Below are 19,202 nucleotides of genomic sequence, written 5' to 3'. Positions count from 1 at the left end.
CGGGCCATGCACCTTCTTCAGCGACCGGAACGCTACTAACGGGTAAACCTCGCGACAAGGGTTCTGCCGCGAGCAAAGAATCATTGGGCCATTCGTAGGGACTCCACAAAGAAACGGAGTGGCCCGCAGCACCCTCTTACAGAGACCTTGCCCACACCGGGGGGCTAGGGTTTCCCCGAGGAGTCCTGCGTATCGCGGTACGGCAAGGGCTTTCGCGGGTCGAGCGAGCCTCGAATCACGCTCCGTGTGGGCAAGCTCACCACTGGGGACGGGTCGAAGTGCCGTGTCGGCAGTCCCTAAACTCGGCTTGTTTCAAGGAGGGAGCCTCAATCGTGCGCAAGGTGCTCATCGCCAACCGTGGCGAAATCGCTGTCCGCGTGGCCCGGGCCTGCCGGGACGCCGGGATCGCGAGCGTGGCCGTCTACGCGGACCCGGACCGGGACGCTCTGCATGTCCGCGTCGCTGATGAGGCGTTCGCCCTGGGTGGTGACACCCCTGCCGCCAGCTATCTGGACATCTCCAAGGTCCTCAAGGCCGCGCGGGAGTCCGGCGCGGACGCCGTCCACCCCGGCTACGGCTTCCTCTCGGAGAACGCCGAGTTCGCGCAGGCGGTGCTGGACGCGGGCCTGATCTGGATCGGCCCGCCGCCGCAGGCCATCCGCGACCTGGGTGACAAGGTCGCCGCCCGGCACATCGCCCAGCGGGCCGGCGCCCCGCTGGTCGCGGGCACCCCCGACCCGGTCTCCGGCGCCGACGAGGTCGTGGCGTTCGCGAAGGAGCACGGCCTGCCCATCGCGATCAAGGCCGCCTTCGGCGGCGGCGGGCGCGGTCTGAAGGTCGCCCGCACCCTGGAAGAGGTCCCCGAGCTCTACGACTCCGCCGTGCGCGAGGCGGTCGCCGCCTTCGGCCGCGGGGAGTGCTTCGTCGAGCGCTACCTCGACAAGCCCCGGCACGTGGAGACGCAGTGCCTGGCCGACCAGCACGGCAACGTGGTCGTCGTCTCCACCCGTGACTGCTCCCTCCAGCGCCGCCACCAGAAGCTCGTCGAGGAGGCCCCCGCGCCGTTCCTCTCCGACGCCCAGACGGCCGAGCTGTACTCCGCCTCCAAGGCGATCCTCAAGGAGGCCGGCTACGTCGGCGCCGGCACCGTGGAGTTCCTCGTCGGCCTCGACGGCACGATCTCCTTCCTGGAGGTCAACACCCGCCTCCAGGTCGAGCACCCGGTCACCGAGGAAGTCGCCGGCATCGACCTGGTCCGCGAGATGTTCCGCATCGCCGACGGCGAGAAGCTCGGTTACGACGACCCGGTGCTGCGCGGCCACTCCTTCGAGTTCCGCATCAACGGCGAGGACCCCGGCCGGGGCTTCCTCCCCGCCCCCGGCACGGTGACCACGTTCGCCCCGCCGACCGGCCCGGGTGTCCGCCTGGACGCCGGCGTCGAGTCCGGCAGCGTCATCGGCCCGGCCTGGGACTCCCTGCTCGCCAAGCTCGTCGTCACCGGCCGCACCCGCAAGGAGGCCCTGCAGCGCGCCGCCCGCGCCCTGGAGGAATTCACCGTCGAGGGCATGGCCACCGCCATCCCCTTCCACCGCGCGGTCGTCACCGACCCGGCCTTCGCTCCCGAACTGACCGGCTCGGCCGACCCGTTCACCGTCCACACCCGCTGGATCGAGACGGAGTTCGTCAACGAGATCAAGCCCTTCACCTCTCCCGCCGACGCGGAGACGGACGAGGAGGCGGGCCGCGAGACCGTGGTCGTCGAGGTCGGCGGCAAGCGCCTGGAGGTCTCCCTCCCGTCCTCGCTGGGCATGTCCCTGGCCCGCACCGGACTGGCGGCCGGCGCCAAGCCCAAGCGCCGCGCGGCCAAGAAGTCCGGCCCCGCGGCCTCCGGCGACACCCTCGCCTCGCCGATGCAGGGCACCATCGTCAAGATCGCCGTGGAGGAGGGCCAGGAAGTCCAGGAGGGCGACCTGATCGTCGTCCTGGAGGCCATGAAGATGGAACAGCCCATCAACGCCCACAAGGCCGGCACCATCAAGGGCCTGGGCGCCGAGATCGGCGCCTCGGTCACCTCCGGCGCCGCGATCTGCGAGATCAAGGACTGATCACCCGCACCGCAGCACACGACGGGGCGCCCGGCGGACACCGACACACTCGGTCCGCCGGGCGCCCCGTCATCGCTGCCGGGGACGCGACGGACCGTACGAACGATCAGCGTCGGCGCAGATCCGCGACGCGTGCCCGTTCCGCACCGGCGTTCTGCTCACCCATGGCCGCGGCCTGCCGCAGCCCCGCGGTGGCGCCCGGGACCTGACGGCGCGGCCCCGGAAGCGGCACGTCCCGGCGCTGCTGCTGACGTGCCGGGACGGATTCACCCCCCGGGGTCCCGGAGCTCCCCGCCGCACCGGATCCCGCCACGGCGATCTGCACGCCCTGGTCCGCCAGGGCCTGCAGCTCGGTGGCGCAGCGGTCGTCGTGGCCGGGCGGTTCGTCGGTGACCAGGCGGGTGATGACGTCCGTCGGCACGGTCTGGAACATGGTGTCCGTGCCCAGCTTGGAGTGGTCGGCGAGCACCACCACCTCGGCGGCGGCCTGCACCAGCGCGCGGTCGACGGAGGCCGACAGCATGTTGGACGTGGACAGCCCCCGCTCCGCCGTCAGCCCGCTCCCGGACAGGAAGGCCTTGGACACCCGCAGCCCCTGGAGGGACTGCTCGGCGCCCGACCCGACCAGGGCGTAGTTGGATCCCCGGAGCGTGCCTCCGGTCATCACCACCTCGACCCGGTTGGCGTGGGCGAGGGCCTGGGCCACCAGCAGCGAGTTGGTGACGACGGTCAGCCCGGGCACCCGCGCGAGCCGGCGCGCCAGCTCCTGCGTCGTGGTCCCCGCCCCCACCACGATGGCCTCGCCCTCTTCGACGAAGCCCGCGGCGAGGTCGGCGATGGCCGTCTTCTCGGCGGTCGCGAGATGTGACTTCTGCGGAAAGCCGGATTCCCGCGTGAAACCGCCCGGCAATACCGCACCGCCGTGCCGGCGGTCGAGGAGTCCTTCTGCCTCCAGTGCGCGCACGTCCCGCCGTACGGTCACTTCGGAGGTCTGGACGACGCGGGCGAGCTCACGGAGCGACACGGCCCCGTTCGCTCGCACCATTTCGAGGATCAATTGGCGACGTTCTGCAGCGAACACGAAACTGACAGTAACCCCAACGACCGTCTGCTTTCAGCAGTATGCGCCGAATAACAGAAGTTGTTCGCACGGCAGAGGCGGAAGTGGTATACGTGCCTACCCGAACCGCCTATGCCGCCCGCAAGCACCGCAACTCCCCGTGACCGGCGGGGATTCGATTCCGGCCGCGACGACCGGCGCTCAGCCCTCCCCGCCGGCCTTCCGCGTGTGCAGTTGCCGCGCGACCTCCGCGATCGACCCCGAAAGAGACGGGTAGACGGTGAAGGTGTTCGCGATCTGTTCGACCGTCAGGTTGTTGTCGACCGCGATCGAGATCGGATGGATGAGCTCCGAGGCCCGCGGCGCCACCACGACACCGCCCACCACGATCTCGGTACCGGGCCGGCAGAAGATCTTGACGAAGCCGTCCCGGATGCCCTGCATCTTGGCGCGCGGGTTGCGCAGCAGCGGCAGCTTCACCACGCGGGCGTCGATCTTGCCGGAGTCGACGTCGGCCTGGGAGTACCCGACGGTGGCGATCTCGGGGTCGGTGAAGACGTTGGCGGAGACGGTCTTCAGGTCCAGCGGAGTCACGGCGTCGCCCAGGAAGTGGTACATGGCGATCCGTCCCTGCATGGCGGCCACCGAGGCCAGCGCGAAGACGCCCGTGACGTCACCGGCGGCGTACACGCCTGGAGCCGAGGTCCGCGACACCCGGTCGGTGCGGATGTGCCCGGAGTCCTTGAGCTTGACCCCGGCCTCCTCCAGCCCCATCCCCTCGGTGTTGGGAATGGCACCGACGGCCATCAGACAGTGCGACCCGGTGATGACGCGCCCGTCCGACAGCGTCACCTCCACCCGGTCCCCCACCCGCTTGGCGGACTGGGCCCGGGACCGGGACATGACGTTCATGCCGCGCCGCCGGAAGACGTCCTCCAGGACAGCGGCCGCGTCCGGGTCCTCACCGGGCAGCACCCGGTCCCGCGACGAGACGAGCGTGACCCGCGACCCGAGCGCCTGGTAGGCACCGGCGAACTCGGCACCGGTGACACCCGAACCGACCACGATGAGCTCCTCGGGCAGCTCGTCGAGGTCGTACACCTGGGTCCAGTTCAGGATCCGCTCGCCGTCGGGCCGCGCGTCCGGCAGCTCGCGCGGATGCCCACCGGTGGCGATCAGCACCGCGTCCGCGGTCAGCGTCTCCTCGCTCCCGTCGGCGGCCCGCACCACGACCTTCCGCGACCCGTCGAGGGCCTGCATGCCCTCCAGCCGCCCGCGCCCGCGCATGACCCGCGCACCCGCGCGCGTCACGGAGGCGGTGATGTCGTGCGACTGCGCCAGCGCGAGCCGCTTCACCCGCCGGTTGACCTTCCCCAGGTCGACGCCCACCACCCGGGCGGCCTGCTCCAGGGGCGGGGTGTCGTCGGCGACGATGATCCCCAGCTCCTCGTAGGAGGAATCGAAGGTGGTCATCACCTCAGCCGTGGCGATGAGGGTCTTGGACGGCACGCAGTCGGTCAGCACCGACGCCCCGCCCAGACCGTCGCAGTCGACGACGGTCACCTCCGCGCCGAGCTGAGCGGCCACGAGCGCCGCTTCGTATCCGCCGGGTCCGCCGCCAATGATCACGATCCGAGTCACGTACTCCATTGTCCCGCACCCTTCAACGTCGGGCCGCCCGGGGGCGCAGTCGTTACAAGAACGGCGCGTACCCTCTCCCCATGTCGCTCTACGCCGCGTACGCCGGCAACCTCGACGCGCGGTTGATGACCCGCCGCGCCCCGCACTCGCCGCTGCGCGCGACCGGCTGGCTGAACGGGTGGCGGCTGACCTTCGGGGGCGAGCACATGGGCTGGGAGGGCGCGCTGGCGACCCTCGTGGAGGACCCGATCTCCCAGGTCTTCGTCTCCCTCTACGACATCGCCCCGATGGACGAGGACTCCCTGGACCGCTGGGAGGGCGTGGGCCTGGACGTCTACCGCCGCACCCGCGTCCGCGTCCACACCCTGGACGGCGAGGAGCAGGCCTGGACCTACGTCCTGAACGCCTACGAGGGCGGCCTGCCCTCCGCCCGCTACCTGGGCCAGGTGGCGGACGCGGCCGAGTCGGCCGGCGCGCCCCACGACTACGTCATGGAACTCCGCAAACGCCCCTGCTGAACGAGCCTCTCGTCAGAAACAACAAAACAACAATCACAATCCCGTGAGCTCCGTCATCTACGCGCGTAGGCGTAAACCGGCTACCCTCTTCGGCGTGAACGCATCTCTTCTTCCGGACGACATCCAGGGCGACCCCTACGCCGCCGCCGACGCCGCCGCGGCCCGCCTGCGCGAACTCACCGGCGCCGAGTCCCACGACGTAGCCCTCGTGATGGGCTCCGGCTGGGCACCGGCCGTGGACGCCCTGGGCGCCCCCGAGGCCGAGTTCCAGGTCACCGAACTGCCGGGCTTCCCCAAGCCCGCGGTGGAGGGGCACGGCGGCAAGATCCGCTCGTACGCCCTCGGCGACAAGCGCGCGCTGGTCTTCCTGGGCCGCACCCACTACTACGAGGGCCACGGCGTGGCCGCCGTCTCCCACGGTGTCCGCACCGCCGTCGCCGCCGGCGCCAAGACCGTGGTCCTGACCAACGGCTGCGGCGGTCTGCGCGAGGGCATGCGCCCCGGCCAGCCGGTCCTGATCAGCGACCACATCAACCTCACCGCGACCTCCCCCATCATCGGCGCGAACTTCGTCGACCTCACCGACCTCTACTCCCCCCGCCTGCGGGCCCTGTGCAAGGAGGTCGACCCCACGCTGGAGGAGGGCGTCTACGCCCAGTTCCCCGGCCCGCACTACGAGACGCCGGCCGAGATCCGCATGGCCCGCGTCATCGGGGCCGACCTGGTGGGCATGTCGACGGTCCTGGAGGCGATCGCGGCCCGCGAGGCCGGCGCGGAGGTACTGGGCATCTCCCTGGTGACCAACCTCGCGGCGGGCATGACGGGGGAGCCGCTCAACCACGAAGAGGTCCTGCAGGCGGGCCGCGACTCCGCCGCGCGGATGGGCGCCCTGCTGACGCAGGTGCTGGGGCGGCTGTAGTCCGGGGCGTTGCCCTCGCGGGAGGGGCGGAGTGGGTGACGTCACCCGGCGCCCCCTCCGCGTCCGGCTCGGGCGCCGTCATCCCGGGGGCACTTCGCACCCGGCGTGGGCGTGGGCGCCGGGGTGGGTCGCGGCCCGGCGCTGCGGGGTTCCTCCCCCCACTCTCGGCTTCTCCCCCACGCTCGGCTTCGCTCGCGCGGGAGGGGCCCATGAGCGGGAGGTGCCCCCACCGCCCACCCTCCCCCACTCTCGGCTTCGCTCGAGCGGGGGGACCACCATCGCCCTGGGGGTACCTCCCAGGCCGTTCAGGCACTGGGGGAGGCACGACTGCCCGCAGCGAGACGGGACGGGGCCCGCAGCTGGGGCGGGACGGCCCACAGCTGGGCGGGACGTGCCCGCAGCCGCGCACGCTGGCGTGGCGCCCGCCCGGTGGCTGGGCCGCCCCGCGCGGGCGGTTAGCCGCGTACGGCGGGAAGGGGACGTGTCAGGAGGTGTCCGCCCCCAGCGGTTGGCGCGTCCGCGCCGCCCACCCCCGTAGCCGACCGATTCCGCGCCGTTCCGAGGACGGAGACCCCCGGCGCGGCCCCGACCCACCACCGAACCCACCGCGCCACCCGCACCCCCACCGAACCCGCAGCGGCGCCGCAGGCACCCGCACCCCCACCCACCGAACCCGCACCACGAGAGGCTGACCGACGTGCACGACGACGACCTCCTCGCCCGGGCCCACGCATGGCTGGCCGAGGACCCCGACTCGGACACCCGCGCCGAGCTCGCCACGCTCATCGACGCCGAGGACCGCACCGAGCTCACCGCGCGCTTCGCCGGCACCCTCCAGTTCGGCACCGCCGGCCTGCGCGGCGAACTCGGCGCCGGCCCCATGCGCATGAACCGCGCAGTCGTCATCCGTGCCGCCGCCGGCCTCGCCGCGTACCTCAAGAAACAGGGCGACGAGAACGGCCTCGTCGTCATCGGCTACGACGCCCGCCACAAGTCCGAGGACTTCGCCCGCGACACCGCAGCCGTCATGACCGGCGCCGGCCTGCGCGCGGCCGTCCTCCCCCGCCCGCTCCCCACCCCCGTCCTCGCCTTCGCCATCCGCCACCTCGGCGCAGTCGCCGGCGTGGAGGTCACGGCGAGCCACAACCCGCCCCGTGACAACGGCTACAAGGTCTACCTCGGCGACGGCTCCCAGATCGTGCCCCCCGCCGACGCCGACATCGCCGCCGAGATCGACGCCGTACGCTCCCTGAACGACGTCCCCCGCCCCACCACCGGCTGGCAGACCCTCGGCGACGACGTCCTCGACGCCTACCTCGCCCGCACGGACGCCGTCCTCGCCCCCGACTCCCCCCGCACCGCCCGCACCGTCTACACGGCGATGCACGGCGTCGGCAAGGACACCCTCCTGGCCGCCTTCGCCCGGGCCGGCTTCCCCGCCCCCGCCCTCGTCACCGAGCAGGCCGACCCCGACCCGGACTTCCCGACCGTCGCCTTCCCCAACCCGGAGGAGCCCGGCGCGATGGACCTCGCCTTCGCGAAGGCCCGCGCGACGACCCCGGCCCCCGACCTGGTCATCGCCAACGACCCCGACGCCGACCGCCTGGCCGTCGCCGTTCCCGTCCCGGCCCCCGAGAAGGCCGGCGACGGTACCGACTGGCGCATGCTCCGCGGCGACGAGGTCGGCGCCCTCCTCGCCGCCCACCTGGTCGCCCGCGGAGCGCACGGCACGTTCGCCGAGTCGATCGTGTCCTCCTCCCTCCTCGGCCGCATCGCCGAGAAGGCGCACCTCCCCTACGAGGAGACCCTCACCGGCTTCAAGTGGATCGCCCGCGTCGACGGCCTCCGCTACGGCTACGAGGAAGCCCTCGGTTACTGCGTCGACCCGGAGGGCGTCCGCGACAAGGACGGCATCACCGCGGCCCTCCTGATCACGGAACTGGCCTCGACCCTCAAGGCACAGAACCGCACCCTCCTCGACCTCCTCGACGACATCGCCGTGGAGCACGGCCTGCACGCCACCGACCAGCTCTCGGTCCGGGTCGAGGACCTGTCCCTGATCGCCGCCGCCATGCACCGCCTGCGCGCACAGCCCCCGACCCGCCTGGCCGGCCTGCCCGTCACGAACGCGGAGGACCTCACCCGGGGCACGGACACGCTCCCGCCCACGGACGGCCTGCGCTACACGCTCGACGGTGCCCGGGTGATCGTCCGCCCGAGCGGTACGGAGCCGAAGCTGAAGTGCTACCTGGAGGTGGTCGTCCCGGTCACGGCCCACGCCGACCTCCCGAAGGCCCGCGCGACGGCGAGGGACCTGCTGACGGCGCTCAAGCAGGACCTGTCGACAGCGGCGGGCATCTGACCGCACGGCCCTCGCGCCCCTCCCGCCCCCGTACGTCACCCGATCCCCATGGGGTGCCCCACCCGGCGGCACCCCATCGGGTGATATCCCGCAGCTCATTGACGCACCCTCGCCTTACCTGGCCGCCCTCCGGGCAACGGTGGACCGGAACCGCACCGCCAAGAGCCAGGGAGCCGCCGCCGTGTCCTCGACCGCGCCCAAGACCACGCCAAACGGACACATCCCCGGCACCCGGCGCCCCCGCACCCCGCCCGCCCCCACGTCACCCCGCAGCCGGCAGGCCCGCGCCCGGCACCTCCTGCGCACCCTGCGCGAAGCCGCCCGGCACGCCGCCCCCGCCCTCGCCGCGTACCTCGCCGTACGCCTGACGGGCCTCGCGGTACTCGCCTTCTGGGCCCCCCGCCGCCACCAGGACCTGTGGGTCAACCTGGCCGCGCAGTGGGACTCGGACTGGTACCTGGGTATCGCCGAGCACGGCTACACCGACGAACTCGGCACCGCGCCCAACGCCAACAACCTGGCGTTCTTCCCGCTCTATCCGGTCCTGGTGAAGGCGGTCGCGGTCCTCACCCCCGGCTCCCGCGCCTCCACGGGCCTCGGTCTCGCGGTCGTCGCCTCACTCGTCGCGGCCTGGGGCGTCTTCGCCGTGGGCGACCGCCTGCACGGCCGTCGCGTCGGCGTGCTGCTGGCCACGCTGTGGGCGGCGTTCCCGGTCGGCGCGGTGCAGTGGATGGGCTACACGGAGTCCCTGTTCACGGCGTGCGCGGCGTGGTCGCTGTACGCGGTGCTGACGGGCCGCTGGCTGTGGGCGGCCGGCTGCGCCGCGCTGGCGGGCCTGACCCGCCCGACCGGCATCGCGGTGGCGGCCGCGGTCACGGTGACGGCCCTGCTGCACCTCGCCCGGCACCGCGCCCCGGCACCGCGCGTCGTCGCGGCCGCGGTCCTGGCGCCGCTGGGCTGGTGCGCGTACCTCGCCTGGGTGGGGCTGCGGCTGGGCCGCTGGGACGGGTACTTCGCGGTGCAGCGGCTCTGGTACAACGAGCTGGACGGCGGCCTGCGCACCCTGCACCAGTTCCGGTGGCTGCTGTGGCGCGACCCGACCCCGCAGCTGTTCCTGGTGATGGTGACGCTCACGCTGGTCGGGGCGGTGGTGCTGTTCGGCCTGTCGGCGTGGGACCGCCAGCCGCCCGCGCTGCTGGTCTACACGGGCGTGGTGCTGGTGATCGTGCTGGGCAGCGGGGGCGTGTACTTCCCGCGCGCCCGGTTCCTGCTCCCGGCCTTCCCGCTGCTCCTGCCGCTGGCCCTGCACCTGTCCCGCGCCTCCCGGCGCCACCGCGCGCTGGCGCTGACGACAGCGGTGCTGGGCTCGGCGTACTGCGGTGCGTACATGCTCCTGGTGTGGTCGGCGGCGCCCTGAAACGCCCGGCCACGGTCACCCGGTGGCCGTCAGCACCGCCAACAGCACCGCCCCCACCGCCGCCGGCGCGAGGATCTCGTAGGCCCACCGCACCGTCACCTCGCCCTGCGAGGTCTCGGCGGGCTTCCGCGCCTCCAGCAGGTCGCGCAGCTCGTCCATGATCTTGTCGGCCTCGGCGCGCACCGGCCGGTCCACCGCCGCGTCCGGCTCCGCGCCGTCGATGTCGGTCTTGGCCGCGGACTGCCCGAAGCCGCCGAGCACGCGCCCCCTCCCCCGGCCGACCCCGGCGGCCCGCCGCGCCTCCTGCCGTGCGGCCTTCTTGCGGCCGCGCAGCGAGACCGGGATGGACCACAGCTGGTACTTGTCGCCGCCCTCGGTGAGGACCTCGTTGGAGTACGCCGACCGGAACGAGGCGACCTGCCCCCAGGGCACCACGATCACGCGGAACGGATTGCGCACGCGCAGCCGGTCGTCGTTGGCGAAGACGGCGGGCCGCACGGTGTAGGTGGCGATGAGCGGCACGAGGAACAGCAGCGCCGCGAGCGCCAGCCAGGGGGTCCGCCCCTCCCCGGCGACCACGGCGTCGATACCGAGCCAGAGGGCGAGGGCGAGCAGCAGAACGCCACCGGCGATGCCTGCGGGCGAGCGGTAGGCCCGGTCCTTGGACACGGGTACCGGAGGCTGCGGCGACGGTGACTGGGGCTCCGGGGTCGTCATGCAGCCGATTGTGCCCGACGCCCCGCACGGGACCGACGCACGGGGCTGACCCGCGGGGCTGACGGGGCCGACCGGCGGTGCCGGACCGCGACCGCCGACCGTGCCGCCCGCCGAAGAACCGCACGGGACTGTACAGCCGCTACGCGCGTAGATATGCTCGCCTGGTGACCATGCCCACCACTGCATCCGCTGCTCCCGCACACGGACTCGCCGACGTCACCGCGTCCGACAGCACGCTGCGCCGCTTCCTCCACGGGCTGCCCGGCGTCGACGCGGTCGGCCTGGAGGCGCGCGCCGCCTCGCTCGGCACCCGTTCCATCAAGACCACCGCGAAGGCGTACGCCCTCGACCTCGCCATCTCGATGGTCGACCTGACGACGCTGGAAGGCGCGGACACCCCGGGCAAGGTCCGGGCGCTCGGCGCGAAGGCGGCCCACCCCGACCCGACCGACCGCACCGCCCCCACCACGGCGGCCGTCTGCGTCTACCCCGACATGGTGCCCACCGCGAAGGAGGCCGTCGCCGGTTCCGGCGTGAAGGTCGCCTCGGTCGCCACCGCGTTCCCGGCGGGCCGCGCCTCGCTCGCCGTCAAGCTGGCCGACGTGCGCGAGGCCGTGGCGGCGGGCGCCGACGAGGTCGACATGGTCATCGACCGCGGCGCCTTCCTCGCCGGGAACTACATGAAGGTGTACGACGAGATCACCGCCGTGCGCGAGGCCTGTGGCACGTCCGCCCGCCTGAAGGTCATCTTCGAGACCGGCGAGCTGTCGACGTACGACAACATCCGCCGCGCGAGCTGGCTCGGCATGCTGGCGGGCGCCGACTTCATCAAGACCTCCACCGGCAAGGTCGCGGTGAACGCCACGCCCGCCAACACCCTCCTCATGCTGGAGGCGGTCCGCGACTTCCGCGCGCAGACCGGTGTCCAGGTCGGCGTGAAGCCGGCCGGCGGCATCCGCACCGCCAAGGACGCGATCAAGTTCCTGGTCCTGGTCAACGAGACCGCGGGCGAGGACTGGCTGGACAACCACTGGTTCCGCTTCGGCGCCTCCTCGCTCCTGAACGACCTGCTGATGCAGCGCCAGAAGCTGGCCACCGGCCGCTACTCCGGCCCCGACTACGTGACGGTGGACTGATCACCATGGCACCTGTTTTCGAGTACGCACCGGCGCCCGAGTCGCGCGCGGTCGTCGACATCGCGCCGTCGTACGGCCTGTTCATCGACGGCGAGTTCACCGAGGCCGCCGACGGCAAGGTCTTCAAGACCGTCTCCCCCTCCACCGAGGAGGTCCTCTCCGAGGTCGCCGAGGCGGGCGAGGCGGACGTCGACCGCGCCGTACGGGCCGCCCGCAAGGCCTTCGAGAAGTGGTCGGCGCTGCCCGGCGCCGAGCGCGCGAAGTACCTCTTCCGCATCGCCCGGATCATCCAGGAGCGCAGCCGCGAGCTGGCCGTCCTGGAGACCCTGGACAACGGCAAGCCGATCAGGGAGACCCGCGACGCGGACCTCCCCCTGGTCGCCGCGCACTTCTTCTACTACGCGGGCTGGGCCGACAAGCTCGACCACGCCGGCTACGGCGCGGACCCGCGCCCGCTCGGCGTCGCCGGCCAGGTCATCCCCTGGAACTTCCCGCTCCTGATGCTGGCGTGGAAGATCGCCCCGGCGCTCGCGACGGGCAACACGGTGGTCCTCAAGCCCGCCGAGACGACCCCCCTGTCCGCCCTGTTCTTCGCGGACATCTGCCGCCAGGCCGGGCTGCCCAAGGGCGTAGTCAACATCATCACCGGTGACGGCCGCGCCGGAGCGGCGCTGACCGCCCACCCGGACGTGAACAAGGTCGCCTTCACCGGCTCCACGGCCGTCGGCAAGGAGATCGCGCGCACGGTCGCGGGCACCCGCAAGAAGCTCACGCTCGAACTGGGCGGCAAGGGCGCCAACATCGTCTTCGACGACGCCCCGATCGACCAGGCCGTCGAGGGCATCGTGAGCGGCATCTTCTTCAACCAGGGCCAGGTCTGCTGCGCGGGCTCCCGCCTGCTGGTCCAGGAGTCGATCCACGACGAACTCCTCGACTCCCTCAAGCGCCGCCTGTCCACGCTCCGCCTCGGCGACCCGCTGGACAAGAACACCGACATCGGCGCGATCAACTCCGCCGAGCAGCTGGCCCGGATCACCGCGCTCGCCGACCAGGGCGAGGCGGAGGGCGCCGAGCGCTGGTCCCCGGCCTGCGAACTCCCCTCGACCGGCTACTGGTTCGCCCCGACGCTCTTCACGAACGTCACCCAGGCGCACACGGTCGCCCGCGACGAGATCTTCGGCCCGGTCCTGTCCGTCCTCACCTTCCGTACGCCGGACGAGGCGGTCGCCAAGGCCAACAACACGCCGTACGGCCTGTCGGCCGGCATCTGGACGGAGAAGGGCTCGCGCATCCTGGCGGTCGCGAACAAGCTCCGCGCGGGTGTGATCTGGTCCAACACGTTCAACAAGTTCGACCCGACCTCGCCGTTCGGCGGTTACAAGGAGTCGGGCTTCGGCCGCGAGGGCGGCCGCCACGGCCTGGAGGCGTACCTCGATGTCTGACCGACTCAGCGTGCTGAAGACCTACAAGCTGTACGTCGGCGGGAAGTTCCCGCGTTCCGAGAGCGGCCGGGTGTACGAGGTGACCGACGCAAAGGGCAAGTGGCTGGCGAACGCCCCTCTCTCCTCCCGCAAGGACGCCCGTGACGCGGTGGTCGCCGCGCGCAAGGCGTTCGGCGGCTGGTCCGGCGCGACGGCGTACAACCGCGGCCAGATCCTCTACCGCATCGCCGAGATGCTGGAGGGCCGCCGCGACCAGTACGTCGCGGAGGTCGCCGACGCCGAGGGCCTGTCGAAGTCGAAGGCGGCGGCGCAGGTGGACGCCGCGATCGACCGCTGGGTCTGGTACGCGGGCTGGACCGACAAGATCGCCCAGGTGACCGGCGGCGGCAACCCGGTGGCGGGCCCGTTCTTCAACCTCTCCTCCCCGGAGCCGACCGGTGTCGTCGCCGTTCTGGCCCCGCAGGAGTCGTCGTTCCTGGGCCTGGTCTCGGTCGTCGCCCCGGTCATCGCGACCGGCAACACGGCGGTCGTGGTGGCGTCGGAGAGGTCGCCCCTGCCCGCCCTCTCCCTGGGCGAGGTCCTGGCCACCTCGGACCTGCCCGGCGGCGTGGTCAACATCCTCTCCGGCCGTACGGCGGAGCTCGCCACGCCCCTCGCCGCCCACCAGGACGTCAACGCGATCGACCTCGCGGGCGCCGACGAGACGCTGGCGAAGGAGCTGGAGATCGCGGCGGCCGACAACCTCAAGCGCGTCCTGCGTCCACAGCCTGTGGACGGCGCGGACTGGTCGGCGACGCCGGGCACCGACCGCATGACGGCGTTCCTGGAGACGAAGACGGTCTGGCACCCGACGGGCTCGCTGGGCGCGTCCGGCTCGTCGTACTGAGCCGCACCGACAGGGCCGCGGTCCCTTTCCGTCCGAAGGAGCCGCGGCCCGCCGGGATCACTCACTCACCCGAGCACGGCACCAGTTCCGGCTTTCTCGGCGCGGTCTTCCGTCCCGTCAGCGGGGCCAGGTCCTTCATATACATCTCTGGCCAATCTTTTCCGGCCAGAATCTCCTGGAGCCCCGAGCACACCTTGTTCTTCAGGAGAAGGTCACCCTTCCGCATCGCCACCCCGTAGGGTTCCGTGCCCTCGCCGCTGGGCAGCAGTTTCAGACGCGCCGGATCCCGCTGGGCGTACCCGGCGAGAAGAACGTCGTCCGAGGCGACCGCGTACACGTCCGAGCGCTTGTCCAGCAGCCTTTCCACGCACTCCTCGTAGGTGTCGGGCTGCCACTTCCCGGTGGCGTACCCCTTGCTCCGCAGGTAGTCCGCGTACGTGGAATCCCGTGCCGTGCACACCTTGACCTGGTGCCTCTCCACGTCGGCGGCTTCGTCGAGATCGTATTTCGCGGAGTTCCTGCGCACGAGGAAGCTTCTGCCCGCCATGTAATAGGGGCCGACGAAGGTGATGCCGTCCTTCTTCTCCCGCTCGGGCGTCATGCTGTACGAGGCGATGACCAGGTCCACTTCCCCGTTCTTCAGCTTGCTCGCCCGGTTGGCCGTGGTCACCCCGTAGAAGTCGACCTGTTCCCTGCCGTAGCCCAGTTCGCCGGCGAGGGCGTAGGCGATGTCGATGTCGAATCCGCTCCACACGCCGGTGTCCTTGTTGTGGAGGCTCAGACCGGGCTGATCCTCCTTGGCACCGATCGTCAGCCTCTTCTTCCCGTCCCGCCATTGCTCCCACGCCTGCTCCGCGTCACCACCGGTGGATCCCGCACCCTGCGCCGAGGAGGCGTCGCCCCGCTCGCCCCCGGGCCCACCCCGGGAGACGAGCCAGCCACCCCCGGCCAGCAGAACGACGCACGCGGCGGCCACAGCCGCCTTCCATCCCCGGAACGGCCCGCCGCCCCGGCGCGGCGCCGACGGTGGAGGCACGGACGGAACACCTCCGGAAGGACCGCCTTCGGAAGGAACGGCGTGGGAGGACGGGACGGCTCCTTCGGCGGAGGACAGCGCGGGCGTCGGTAAGGGCGCCGTCGGCACGGGGTGCGGGGTGGGCGTGCCCGGGTCCGCGAGGACCTCCCGGAGCATCTCCTCCACCGCGGCCGCGTCCGGGCGGCGGCCGGGGTCCGTGACCAGCAACCTCCGGATGACGGGGCCGAGGGGGCCGGCGTACCGGAGGACGGGGTCGGGCGACAGCCGGACGTTCTCCTGCACCCCTGCCATCTCGTTGCCGCCGAAGGGCAGGCGTCCCTCGACCATTTCGTAGAGGGTGACTCCCAGCGCCCAGAGGTCGGAGGCGGGCGTGGGACCGGAGCGGACGGGGGGAAAGAGTTCGGGCGCCAGGTAGGGAGGCGTGCCGATGATGCCGCCGTGCCGGGTGACCCGGTCCGCGCCCTCGAAGGTGGCGATGCCGAAGTCCACCAGAACCACCTGGCCGCCGTCCCGCACCAGGACGTTGCCCGGCTTGACGTCGCGGTGCAGGACCGACGCCTCGTGGACGGCCCGCAGGCCCTGGGCCATCTGGAGGCCGATCTCCGCGGCCCTGGGCACGCCGAGGACCCGGTCACGTCTCAACAGGTCGGCGAGCGAACGCCCTTCGAGCAGCTTCATCACGATCCAGACCTGGTCGGCGGTCTCGATCTGGTCGTGGACCGTCACGACGTTCTCGTGCTCGATCTTGGCGAGCGCCTCCGCCTCACGGCGGGCCCGCTGCATCGCGTCCTTCTGCGTGTCCGGGGTCATGGCCCTGCGGTCGAGGAGTCCCTTCACGGCGACGAACCGGCGCAGCCGTCGGTCGTGGGCCTTCCAGACCTCGCCCATTCCGCCGCTGCCGATGGGCTCCAGCAGCTCGTAGCGACCCTCGATCACCGCGTGGGGGGCTGAAGCACGATCTTCGGGATGCCCGCCGGCGCCGCCACCGGTCCCGTTGATTCCGTCGTCGTTGTGCACCCGGCCCCCTGGCACCTCTTGCGCGAAACGTGGTTCACCAAGATTAGACGGCCGCGGTGCCGGGCCGTGGGGTCCTCATGACGAACAGTCACGGCGGACCGGCGCGGCGAACCGTGGGGCGCCTCGCCGGTCCGGGATCGTGTGCCCCTCGGCCAGCAGTCGGTCATGAGTTGCACACTAGATTAACCTTCTGTCAATATGTGAGCATGACTGAGATCGCCATCAGCGCCGCCCGTTCCCAGCTCGGCGACCTCGTGCGCCGCGCCGCCCACGGCCGCGAGACCATCGCGCTCACCGACCATGGGCACGTGGCCGCCCTTCTGGTGTCGCCGCAGGTGATAGAGGATCTGGAGGACGCGCTGGCAGTAGCGGACTACCAGCGGCGCAAGGCGGAGGGGACCCTCGGAGAGGGCATCCCCATGGCCGAGGTGCGCAGGCGGCTGGGGCTCGAGCAGAAGTGACCTACGAGATCAACTTCGAGCCACAGGCCCTCAACGCCGCCGCCCGGTTCCTTGAGGACGACCCGAGCGGCCTCACTGTGGTACTGGACACCATCGACAAACTGGCGGAGGACCCCCGACCCGCTGGTTCGGTTCCGTACGGATCAGCCGACATCCGACGGCTGCGTATCGGGGAGTACCGGGTTCTCTACGCCATCGACGTCGCCGTTGTCCGCATCCTGGTGACCCACCTCGGCCGCACGGCCTGACCCCCGCCGGGCCGGTCGCGTCAGCGCAGCAGTTCCGTCGCCTGCCCCACCACCGGCACGGCGCCCAACGACCGCGCCTGGGCGACCGGCCCCGTCAGGGACGTCGAGGTCAGCGGCTGGAAGTCGGCGACCTTCGTGCCGACGCCGTTGTGGAGAGGGTCGACGCCGGTACCGGCCAGCGGGTTGGGCTTGAGGTCGGCGACCGGGCCGGTGACGTAGCCGACGATGCCGGTCACCGCCTGGACGCCCGCCTGCGGGTCGATGTTGCCCATCGAGGTGGGGCGGGTGTGGGCCAGACCGGCGATCGTCTCGCCGCCGCCTTCCGCCGCGGAGGCCGTGGCCGCACCCGCCCCCAGGGCGGCCCCCGCGGTCGCGAGCAGGACCAGGGCGCGGTGGACGGTGGTGGTGTGGGGGGACGCGTGTCGGGCCATCGGTGAGCCACCTCTTGGTGTGGATTGCTACGGACTGCCCTGATAACAGCGCACACCGTGATCAGGTCACCCGCGCGGCGCGATCGGGATGTGACGCCTGCGGCAAAGTCCCCCGCGGGGTCGTACGGCGGCCGCCGGATGCCTCAGACTGGTGTCCCGTGAGCTCCCATCCGCCCATACCGACCCGAGTCGTGCTGCTCTGCGGCCCTTCCGGCTCCGGCAAGTCCCTCCTCGCCGCCCGCTCCGGCCTCCCGGTGCTGCGGCTCGACGACTTCTACAAGGAGGGCACCGACCCGACGCTGCCGCTGGTGCCGCAGAGCTCCGACATCGACTGGGACCACCCGGGCTCGTGGGACGCGGACGCGGCCGTCGCCGCGATCGCGGAGCTGTGCCGGTCGGGCCGTACGCGGGTGCCCGTCTACGACATCTCGCTGAGCGCGCGCACCGGCGAGGAGGCGGTCGACATCGGGCGCACCCCGCTGTTCCTCGCGGAGGGCATCTTCGCCGCCGAACTCGTGGCGCGCTGCCGGGAGCTGGGCGTGCTGGCCGACGCGCTGTGTCTGAGCCGGGGCCCGGTGACGACCTTCCGCCGGCGCTTGGCGCGGGACCTGCGGGAGAGCCGCAAGTCGGTGCCGGTCCTGCTGCGCCGCGGCTGGCGGCTGATGCGGCGGGAACGGTCGGTCATCGCACGGCAGACGGCCCTGGGCGCGCACGCCTGCGACCGGGACGAGGCGATGGGCCGGCTGGCGGCCGCGGCGGCGGGACGGTGCACGACGGCCCGTACGGCGGCGTAACGCGCCCCTCGCGCGCACCCCCGTACGCGGTACACGCGAGAGCGGGACTGGACGGACCCCCCGGCCCTCCAGCCCCGCTCTCTTCCCCCGTGCTCCCCCGTTTCCCCGTTCCCCCCGTGCTGTTCCCCCGTGTCCCCCGTTGTTCCCCCGTGGTGCTTCCCCGTGAGTAAGAGCCCGGTCCCCTCCCCCTGATACACCCCGGCTCGAACTTTTTTCACGGGTCCTTCCGGAGGTCCCCCCCCCCGGACCTCCTGGCCTTCAGGCGACGAGCTCGCCGAAGGCGTCCTCCCGGTCACGGCCGAAGCTGAGGACCTCGTCGTCGCGCAGCCGGCGGAGCGACCGCCAGATGCTGGACTTCACCGTGCCGACACTGATGCCGAGGATGTCCGCGATCTCCGGGTCCGTGCGGCCCTCGTAGTAGCGCAGGACCAGCATGGTGCGCTGGAGTTCGGGCAGCCGGGCCAGCGCCTGCCACAGGACCGTGCGCAGTTCGGTGCCGCGCATCGCGTCCGTGTCGCCGGCCGTCTCCGGCAGCTCCTCGGTCGGGTACTCGTTGAGCTTGCGACGCCGCCAGGCGCTGATGTGCAGGTTGGTCATGGTGCGGCGGAGGTATCCGCCGACCGCGGCCTTGTCGCTGATCCGGTCCCACGCCCGGTAGGTCGAGAACAGCGCGCTCTGCAACAGGTCCTCGGCCTCGAAGCGGTCGCCGGTCAGGTGGTAGGCGGTGGCGTACAGGGAGGCGCGGCGCTCCTGGACGTAGGCGGTGAACTCCGCCTCCGACAGCGAGCGGCGCTCCCCCTCTGCCTCCCCGTACGCCGTTCCCCCGTGCGTTCCCCCCTGGGTTCCCCCCTTGGCGGCGTCCACCACCGTCATGTAGGTGGTGTGCTGCCGCCCGGTGCCGCGAGCGCACCCCCGCCCGCTCACGGCACCGGACTTCTCGGACCGGTGTGTGTGCACGTCGTGCAGACGCGTGACCACTGCGCTGGTGCTGGTGCCGTGCAGCGTGTTCATC

17 protein-coding genes are annotated in these 19,202 nt (G+C 72.0%); 11 read left to right on the top strand and 6 right to left on the bottom strand.

All coding sequences use genetic code 11. The features are described 5' to 3' along the window. The first annotated feature begins 332 nt into the window (after positions 1-332). Positions 333-2,105, top strand: coding sequence for an acetyl/propionyl/methylcrotonyl-CoA carboxylase subunit alpha (locus M6G08_RS12895; protein ID WP_272587291.1), 1,773 nt, complete (start codon positions 333-335; stop codon positions 2,103-2,105). Between the two features lie 106 nt (positions 2,106-2,211). Here the strand turns inward: M6G08_RS12895 and M6G08_RS12890 are convergent, their stop codons facing one another. Together M6G08_RS12890 and M6G08_RS12885 are read right to left on the bottom strand one after the other, a co-directional pair. Further along, on the bottom strand, positions 2,212-3,186 hold the full coding sequence (locus M6G08_RS12890) for a DeoR/GlpR family DNA-binding transcription regulator (RefSeq protein ID WP_272587290.1): 975 nt from the start codon (positions 3,184-3,186) through the stop codon (positions 2,212-2,214). Between the two features lie 180 nt (positions 3,187-3,366). Next, on the bottom strand, positions 3,367-4,815 hold the full coding sequence (locus tag M6G08_RS12885; protein ID WP_272587289.1) for an NAD(P)H-quinone dehydrogenase: 1,449 nt from the start codon (positions 4,813-4,815) through the stop codon (positions 3,367-3,369). 71 nt (positions 4,816-4,886) lie between these two features. On the opposite strand from M6G08_RS12885, the gene M6G08_RS12880 reads away from it, so the two are divergent. The 4 genes from M6G08_RS12880 to M6G08_RS12865 all read left to right on the top strand — a co-directional run bounded on the left by M6G08_RS12880 (position 4,887) and on the right by M6G08_RS12865 (position 10,022). Further along, positions 4,887-5,324: a gamma-glutamylcyclotransferase family protein gene (locus M6G08_RS12880; RefSeq protein ID WP_272587288.1), complete on the top strand. Its 438-nt coding sequence runs from the start codon at positions 4,887-4,889 to the stop codon at positions 5,322-5,324. A 94-nt stretch (positions 5,325-5,418) separates the two neighbouring features. After that, on the top strand, positions 5,419-6,243 hold the full coding sequence (locus M6G08_RS12875) for a purine-nucleoside phosphorylase (RefSeq protein WP_272587287.1): 825 nt from the start codon (positions 5,419-5,421) through the stop codon (positions 6,241-6,243). A 688-nt stretch (positions 6,244-6,931) separates the two neighbouring features. Beyond that, positions 6,932-8,605, top strand: coding sequence for a phospho-sugar mutase (locus M6G08_RS12870; RefSeq protein ID WP_272591328.1), 1,674 nt, complete (start codon positions 6,932-6,934; stop codon positions 8,603-8,605). 181 nt (positions 8,606-8,786) lie between these two features. Beyond that, on the top strand, positions 8,787-10,022 hold the full coding sequence (locus tag M6G08_RS12865) for a hypothetical protein (protein ID WP_272587286.1): 1,236 nt from the start codon (positions 8,787-8,789) through the stop codon (positions 10,020-10,022). Positions 10,023-10,037: 15 nt separating this feature from the next. On the opposite strand, the gene M6G08_RS12860 is transcribed toward M6G08_RS12865, so the two are convergent. Then, on the bottom strand, positions 10,038-10,739 hold the full coding sequence (locus M6G08_RS12860; RefSeq protein WP_272587285.1) for a PH domain-containing protein: 702 nt from the start codon (positions 10,737-10,739) through the stop codon (positions 10,038-10,040). Between the two features lie 170 nt (positions 10,740-10,909). Between M6G08_RS12860 and deoC the strand changes: the two genes are divergently transcribed. From deoC to M6G08_RS12845, 3 genes are read left to right on the top strand one after another with little or no spacing between them, the layout of a single operon-like run. Next, entirely contained in the window at positions 10,910-11,875 is a 966-nt protein-coding gene (gene deoC, locus M6G08_RS12855; protein ID WP_272587284.1) for a deoxyribose-phosphate aldolase, read from the top strand. A gap of 5 nt (positions 11,876-11,880) precedes the next feature. Continuing rightward, the gene (locus tag M6G08_RS12850) at positions 11,881-13,317 is read left to right on the top strand and encodes an aldehyde dehydrogenase family protein (protein ID WP_272587283.1); all 1,437 of its coding nucleotides are present in this window, start codon (positions 11,881-11,883) and stop codon (positions 13,315-13,317) included. Then, positions 13,310-14,203, top strand: coding sequence for an aldehyde dehydrogenase family protein (locus M6G08_RS12845; protein ID WP_272587282.1), 894 nt, complete (start codon positions 13,310-13,312; stop codon positions 14,201-14,203). The genes M6G08_RS12850 and M6G08_RS12845 overlap by 8 nt, the downstream gene beginning before the upstream one ends. Before the next feature lie 61 nt (positions 14,204-14,264). Here M6G08_RS12845 and M6G08_RS12840 read toward each other — a convergent pair whose 3' ends face one another. Beyond that, positions 14,265-16,256 (bottom strand): bifunctional serine/threonine-protein kinase/glutamate ABC transporter substrate-binding protein, encoded by a 1,992-nt coding sequence (locus M6G08_RS12840; protein WP_272587281.1) that lies wholly within the window; start codon positions 16,254-16,256, stop codon positions 14,265-14,267. 206 nt (positions 16,257-16,462) lie between these two features. Between M6G08_RS12840 and M6G08_RS12835 the strand changes: the two genes are divergently transcribed. Continuing rightward, the gene (locus M6G08_RS12835; protein ID WP_217161759.1) at positions 16,463-16,717 is read left to right on the top strand and encodes a type II toxin-antitoxin system Phd/YefM family antitoxin; all 255 of its coding nucleotides are present in this window, start codon (positions 16,463-16,465) and stop codon (positions 16,715-16,717) included. After that, entirely contained in the window at positions 16,714-16,965 is a 252-nt protein-coding gene (locus M6G08_RS12830; RefSeq protein WP_272587280.1) for a type II toxin-antitoxin system RelE family toxin, read from the top strand. The genes M6G08_RS12835 and M6G08_RS12830 overlap by 4 nt, the downstream gene beginning before the upstream one ends. Positions 16,966-16,985: 20 nt before the next feature. Here the strand turns inward: M6G08_RS12830 and M6G08_RS12825 are convergent, their stop codons facing one another. Next, entirely contained in the window at positions 16,986-17,396 is a 411-nt protein-coding gene (locus M6G08_RS12825) for a hypothetical protein (protein WP_272587279.1), read from the bottom strand. Positions 17,397-17,554: 158 nt separating this feature from the next. On the opposite strand from M6G08_RS12825, the gene M6G08_RS12820 reads away from it, so the two are divergent. Then, positions 17,555-18,190 (top strand): nucleoside/nucleotide kinase family protein, encoded by a 636-nt coding sequence (locus M6G08_RS12820; RefSeq protein WP_272587278.1) that lies wholly within the window; start codon positions 17,555-17,557, stop codon positions 18,188-18,190. A 258-nt stretch (positions 18,191-18,448) separates the two neighbouring features. On the opposite strand, the gene M6G08_RS12815 is transcribed toward M6G08_RS12820, so the two are convergent. Continuing rightward, a complete protein-coding gene (locus M6G08_RS12815; RefSeq protein ID WP_272587277.1) occupies positions 18,449-19,201 on the bottom strand; it encodes a SigE family RNA polymerase sigma factor in 753 nt (250 codons plus the stop codon). Position 19,202: the final 1 nt, after the last annotated feature.

The organism is Streptomyces sp. M92 (assembly GCF_028473745.1).
Classification (GTDB): Bacteria; Actinomycetota; Actinomycetes; order Streptomycetales; family Streptomycetaceae; genus Streptomyces.
This window is presented reverse-complemented; position numbering and strand designations above follow the sequence as displayed.

Bases quoted from the DNA above. Each gene is read 5' to 3' on its own strand.
- M6G08_RS12885 (WP_272587289.1), bottom strand. From the start codon at position 4,815: ATGGAGTACGTGACTCGGATCGTGATCATTGGCGGCGGACCCGGCGGA.
- M6G08_RS12880 (WP_272587288.1), top strand. From the start codon at position 4,887: ATGTCGCTCTACGCCGCGTACGCCGGCAACCTCGACGCGCGGTTGATG.
- M6G08_RS12860 (WP_272587285.1), bottom strand. From the start codon at position 10,739: ATGACGACCCCGGAGCCCCAGTCACCGTCGCCGCAGCCTCCGGTACCC.
- deoC (WP_272587284.1), top strand. From the start codon at position 10,910: ATGCCCACCACTGCATCCGCTGCTCCCGCACACGGACTCGCCGACGTC.
- M6G08_RS12850 (WP_272587283.1), top strand. From the start codon at position 11,881: ATGGCACCTGTTTTCGAGTACGCACCGGCGCCCGAGTCGCGCGCGGTC.
- M6G08_RS12845 (WP_272587282.1), top strand. From the start codon at position 13,310: ATGTCTGACCGACTCAGCGTGCTGAAGACCTACAAGCTGTACGTCGGC.
- M6G08_RS12835 (WP_217161759.1), top strand. From the start codon at position 16,463: ATGACTGAGATCGCCATCAGCGCCGCCCGTTCCCAGCTCGGCGACCTC.
- M6G08_RS12825 (WP_272587279.1), bottom strand. From the start codon at position 17,396: ATGGCCCGACACGCGTCCCCCCACACCACCACCGTCCACCGCGCCCTG.
- M6G08_RS12815 (WP_272587277.1), bottom strand. From the start codon at position 19,201: ATGAACACGCTGCACGGCACCAGCACCAGCGCAGTGGTCACGCGTCTG.